Consider the following 5215-nt stretch of genomic DNA (forward strand, 5'->3'; position numbering starts at 1 on the left):
TCTGCTGCTCGAGCGGGCCCTGACCGCGCTGGAACCCGAGGTCCGGGCGGCCCTCGAGGAGTCCATCCGCCGGGCGCGACTGGTCCACGAGGACCAGCGCCGCACCGACACGACCACCCAGGTCGTCCCTGGTGGCACGGTCACGGAGCGCTGGGTGCCCGTCGACCGGGTGGGCCTCTATGTCCCCGGTGGGGTGGCGGTCTACCCCAGCAGCGTCGTGATGAACGTCGTCCCCGCGCAGATCGCGGGGGTCGGCTCACTGGCCGTCACGAGTCCGCCCCAGCGGGACAACACGGAGGAGTTCGCGGGCTGTCCGCACCCGACGATCCTCGCGGCCTGCGCCCTGCTCGGCGTCGACGAGGTCTACGCCGTCGGCGGCGCCCAGGCGATCGCGATGTTCGCCCACGGCGCGCGCGAGGAGGGCCCGGACGGGAGCCCGCAGGCCGGTGCGGTCGTCTGCGAGCCGGTCACCCTGGTCACCGGGCCGGGCAACATCTACGTCGCGGCGGCGAAGCGGCTGCTCAAGGGCCTCATCGGCATCGACGCCGAGGCGGGGCCGACGGAGATCACGATCCTCGCCGACGACTCAGCCGACCCCGAACTCGTGGCCGCCGACCTGATCAGCCAGGCCGAGCACGACACGCTGGCCGCGGCCGTGCTGGTCACCGACAGCGAGCAGCTGACCGACGCCGTGCTCGAGGCGCTCGAGCGGAGGGTGTCCGCCACGAAGCACACGGAGCGGATTCGTGCTGCACTCGGCGGAAGCCAGTCGGCCATCGTGCTCGTGGACGACCTGGAGCAGGGCCTGCGCGTCGTCGACGCCTACGCCGCGGAGCACCTGGAGATCCAGACCCGCGACGCCGCCGAGGTCGCCGCGCGGGTGCGCAACGCGGGAGCGATCTTCGTGGGGCCGCACGCGCCGGTCAGCCTCGGCGACTACGCGGCCGGGTCCAACCACGTCCTGCCCACCGGTGGCTGTGCGTGCCACAGCAGTGGCCTGTCCGTGCAGTCGTTCCTGCGCGGCATACACGTCGTCGACTACACGGCCGACGCCCTCGCGCAGGTCGCGCACCATGTCGTCACCCTGGCCCAGGCCGAGGACCTGCCCGCTCACGGCGAGGCGGTCACCGCCCGGTTCGACGACCGGTTGCCCGAATGAGCACCATCGCCGACCTGCTGCGCCCCGACCTGCGCGGCCGCAGCCCCTATGGCGCACCGCAGCTCGACGTGCCGGTTGCGCTCAACACCAATGAGAACTCGTATGCCGTGCCGCCGGCCGTCGTGGCCGCCGTCACCAAGGCGGTTTCCCGGGTGGTGCCGCGACTCAACCGCTATCCCGACCGCGAGTTCGTCGAGCTGCGCACGGACCTAGCCGACTACCTGCAGCGATCCGGCGGCGTGGCGGTGAGGCCCGAGCAGGTGTGGGCCGGCAACGGGTCCAACGAGGTGCTGTTGCACGTGCTGCAGGCGTTCGGGGGCCCCGGGCGCACGGCGATCGGCTTCACGCCCGCCTACTCGATGCACCCCATCATCTCCGCGACCGTGGGCACCCGGTGGGTCGACGGGATGCGCGGGGTCGAGGGGCACGGTGTCTTCGACCTCGGGGTGGCCGGCGTGGTCGCGCAGGTGCGCGAGCACCGGCCAGACCTCGTGCTGCTGTGTTCTCCCAACAACCCGACCGGGACGGCGCTGCCGCTGGAGATCGTCGAGGCGGCCCATGACGCGGCACCGGACGCCGTGGTGGTGGTCGACGAGGCCTATGCCGAGTTCGCCCGCCCCGGGACGCCGAGCGCCCTCACCCTTCTCGAGGGACGGGACCGGCTCGTCGTGACTCGCACCATGAGCAAGGCGTTCGCGCTGGCGGGGGCGAGGCTCGGCTACCTCGCGGCGTCGCCCGACTTCATCGATGCGCTGCGGCTCGTGCGGATGCCCTACCACCTGTCCGCGGTCACGCAGGCCGTCGCCTCCGCGGCGCTGACCCATGCGCCTGAGCTGCTCGGTACCGTCGAGGCGATCAAGGTCCAGCGCGACCGCATCGTGGCCGAGCTGACGGGGCTCGGGCTCGACCCGGTGCCCAGTGACGCGAACTTCGTCCTCTTCGGCGGGCTCGACGACGCGCGGGCCACGTGGCAGTCGCTGCTCGAGCATGGGATCCTCGTGCGCGACGTCGGCATCGCCCACCACCTGCGGGTCACGGCCGGCACGCCCGAGGAGACCGACGCCTTTCTCTCGGCGATGCGTGAGCTGGCGCCGACCCACCGACAGGAGCAGCCGCTATGAGTGACACGAACCCGGCCGGTCGCGACGCGGCCGCGAGGCGCACCGCGAAGGTGCAACGCAACACCAGCGAGAGCCGCGTCGAGCTGTGGCTGGACCTCGACGGCTCGGGAGAGTCGGAGATCAGCACCGGTGTGCCCTTCTACGACCACATGCTCACGAGCCTGGCGCGACACTCGCTGATCGACCTGCGGGTCCAGGCCGACGGCGACGTCGAGGTTGACGCCCACCACACTGTCGAGGACGTGGCGATCGTGCTCGGCGACGCGTTCCGTGAGGCCCTCGGCGACAAGCGTGGCATCTCCCGGTTCGGCGACGCCACGGTGCCGCTGGACGAGGCACTGGTGCAGGCGGTCGTCGACGTGGCCGGGCGCCCCTACGTCGTGCACACGGGCGAGCCGGACGGTCAGGCCTATGCCATGATCGGCGGCCACTTCACCGGCTCGCTGACCCGGCACGTCTTCGAGAGCTTCGCGCACCACGCGGGCATCGCCCTGCACGTGCGGGTGCTCTCGGGCCGCGATCCCCACCACCTGGTGGAGGCCCAGTTCAAGGCCGTCGCGAGGGCGCTGCGAGTCGCGATCGCCAAGGACCCCAGGGTGACCGGGGTCCCGAGCGCGAAAGGCGCACTCTGAACCGTGGCCCTGTCTCCACGACGCCGCGCCGGCCTGCCCGGACTCTGCTTGATGCGTGGCGGCGTCGACTCCGTCTCGAAGTGGGCCGCGAGCGGCGTGGTGCCGCTGCGCGTCATACCTCTCGACGGGTGGACCGCCGCGCTGCCCGCCGGCGAGTCCCGCGCCGCCGCTCCCTATGACGCGTGCCTGCCGATGCTGGCTGCTCGCCGGGTCCCCGGCCGGTTGCGGGCAGCGTTGGGGTTCTTCGTGATCGACGGCAAGGCAGTGATCACCGTGCAGCCACGCGGGCTGCGCGCGCAGGCTCGCTTCGTCGTGTGGGAGCCGGAGTCAGGTGTGATGCGGTCGCCCGGCCTGCCGGTTGCCCGCCCGCAGGACCTGCAGCGCGCCGCGAGGCGTCCCGGGCCTCGAGCTGCGAGAGCGCTGCGTGATCTGCTGCGGTCTCCCGGCGACGATGCACGCAGCCTGCTGGCCGCGGCGATGGTCACGCTCGACCTGCCCGGCGGCGAGCTGCTCGGCGCTGCGCCGTCCGCCGGAATCGCCGGGTCGTTCGTGGTCGAGCCGGCCCCACGCGCCGTCTCCGGTTTCGACTCCGCGGCGCAGGACGAGATCGCGCTGCGCGCCGAGCTCGGGCTCGACCGGTGAGCGCCTCAGTGGTGGTCCTCGACTACGGCAGCGGCAACGTCCGGTCGGCGGTGCGGATGCTCGAACGTGTCGGGGCACGCGTCACGTTGACCGCCGACCCGCACGAGGTGGCCTCGGCCGACGGGCTCTTCGTCCCCGGCGTCGGCAACTTCCACGCCTGCATGGCAGGCCTGCGGGCGGTCCGTGGACCGGCGCTCATCGGGGAAAGGCTGTCCGGTGACCGCCCAGTCATGGGGATCTGCGTGGGCATGCAGGTCCTCTTCGAGGGGTCGGACGAGCCCAGCGCGCAGCCGCTTCCGGGACTCGGTCGGTGGGCCGACACGGTCCAGCGGCTCGCCGCCGACGTGGTGCCGCACACGGGCTGGTCGCCGGTCGAGGTGGCCCGGGGTTCGGAGCTGTTCGCGGGCGTCGAGGACCAGCTCTTCTACTTCGTCCACTCCTATGCGGCCACGACGTGGTCGGGGTCAGCTGACTCGGCTACGGCTCGTGTCACCTGGTGTGCGCACGGCACACGGTTCGTCGCGGCGGTCGAGGACGGGCCCCTCGTGGCGACCCAGTTCCACCCCGAGAAGTCCGGCGACGCCGGCGCCACGCTGCTCGAGAACTGGTTGGGCCTGCTGTGAGCCGGACCGTTTCACCTGCTGGCGCTCACACTCCCGGTGCCGGGAGACGGCATACGGTCGTGCCCTCGCCAGACGAACCACTCCGGGAGGACCTCGCACCATGACCACGTCCAGCGTTCCCTCGACCCACCGCCTCGAGCTGTTGCCCGCCGTCGACGTCTCGGACGGGCAGGCGGTTCAGCTCGTGCAGGGCGTCGCGGGCAGTGGCGGCCGGTTCGGCGACCCGTGGGAGGCAGCGAAGGCGTGGCAGGACCAGGGCGCCGAGTGGCTGCACCTGGTCGACCTGGACGCGGCGTTCGGCCGGGGTTCCAACCGGGAGCTGTTGGCCGACATCGTGGGCCGGCTGGACATCAAGGTGGAGATGTCTGGTGGGATCCGGGACGGCGCCAGCCTGGACGCCGCCCTGGCGAACGGCTGCCGGCGGGTCAACCTCGGCACGGCCGCCCTGGAGGACCCGGAGTGGACTGCACGGGCGATCGCCGAGCACGGAGACCGGATCGCCGTCGGACTGGACGTGCGTGGCACCACGCTGGCCGCTCGCGGATGGACCAAGGAGGGCGGCGACCTGTGGGAGACGCTCGAGCGGCTCGACCAGGAGGGCTGCGCCCGCTATGTGGTCACCGACGTCGACAAGGACGGCATGCTCAAGGGGCCGAACGTCAGGCTGCTGGAGGATGTCTGTGCCCGCACCGACCGGCCGGTCGTGGCCTCGGGCGGCATCTCGACGCTGGACGACCTGCGGACGTTGCGGAGTCTGGTCACCGGCGGACCGGGCGGCATCGAGGGCGCGATCGTCGGATCCGCGCTCTACCGCGGCTCGTTCACCCTGCCCGAGGCCCTCGAGGTGGCTGGACGTCCCCGTGAGTGACGCGCACGACTCGGCGGGACAGTCCTTCTTCGGCCGGCAGCTGACGGGCACCGGCTTCGACCACGACGACGGCGACGGCGACCCGAGGCTCGTGCGTGCGCTCAGCGCGCCGGCGGACGAGGCTGCCCTCGTGGCCGCGGTGCACGGGGCCCGTCTGCTGGTGCCGATCG

Annotated in this window: 6 protein-coding genes; all 6 read left to right on the forward strand. The window is 72.3% G+C overall.

Annotation, left to right across the window (positions count from 1 at the left end):
• On the forward strand, positions 1-1159 hold a 1159-nt coding region (hisD, locus tag FRW57_RS16710), incomplete at its 5' end, for a histidinol dehydrogenase (protein WP_152186527.1).
• Positions 1156-2280 (forward strand): histidinol-phosphate transaminase, encoded by a 1125-nt coding sequence (locus tag FRW57_RS16715; protein WP_137120971.1) that lies wholly within the window; start codon positions 1156-1158, stop codon positions 2278-2280. The genes hisD and FRW57_RS16715, both read left to right, overlap by 4 nt.
• Positions 2277-2912, forward strand: a complete 636-nt coding sequence (gene hisB / locus FRW57_RS16720) for an imidazoleglycerol-phosphate dehydratase HisB (RefSeq protein WP_137120972.1) — start codon at positions 2277-2279, stop codon at positions 2910-2912. Before FRW57_RS16715 ends, hisB begins: the two co-directional genes overlap by 4 nt.
• Positions 2913-2915: 3 nt before the next feature.
• A complete protein-coding gene (locus FRW57_RS16725) occupies positions 2916-3554 on the forward strand; it encodes a hypothetical protein (protein ID WP_137120973.1) in 639 nt (212 codons plus the stop codon).
• Positions 3551-4177 carry an imidazole glycerol phosphate synthase subunit HisH gene (gene hisH, locus FRW57_RS16730; protein ID WP_137120974.1) on the forward strand — a complete coding sequence of 209 codons (627 nt, stop codon included), beginning with the start codon at positions 3551-3553 and terminating at the stop codon, positions 4175-4177. Before FRW57_RS16725 ends, hisH begins: the two co-directional genes overlap by 4 nt.
• Positions 4178-4277: 100 nt before the next feature.
• Entirely contained in the window at positions 4278-5045 is a 768-nt protein-coding gene (gene priA, locus FRW57_RS16735) for a bifunctional 1-(5-phosphoribosyl)-5-((5-phosphoribosylamino)methylideneamino)imidazole-4-carboxamide isomerase/phosphoribosylanthranilate isomerase PriA (RefSeq protein ID WP_137120975.1), read from the forward strand.
• Positions 5046-5215 lie beyond the last annotated feature (170 nt).

Origin of the sequence: Segeticoccus rhizosphaerae (genome assembly GCF_009192725.1) — a bacterium.
GTDB classification, from domain to species: Bacteria; Actinomycetota; Actinomycetes; order Actinomycetales; family Dermatophilaceae; genus Segeticoccus; species Segeticoccus rhizosphaerae.

Coding starts and splice junctions, on each gene's coding strand:
- hisB (WP_137120972.1), top strand. CDS start 2,277: ATGAGTGACACGAACCCGGCCGGTCGCGACGCGGCCGCGAGGCGCACC.
- FRW57_RS16715 (WP_137120971.1), top strand. CDS start 1,156: ATGAGCACCATCGCCGACCTGCTGCGCCCCGACCTGCGCGGCCGCAGC.
- priA (WP_137120975.1), top strand. CDS start 4,278: ATGACCACGTCCAGCGTTCCCTCGACCCACCGCCTCGAGCTGTTGCCC.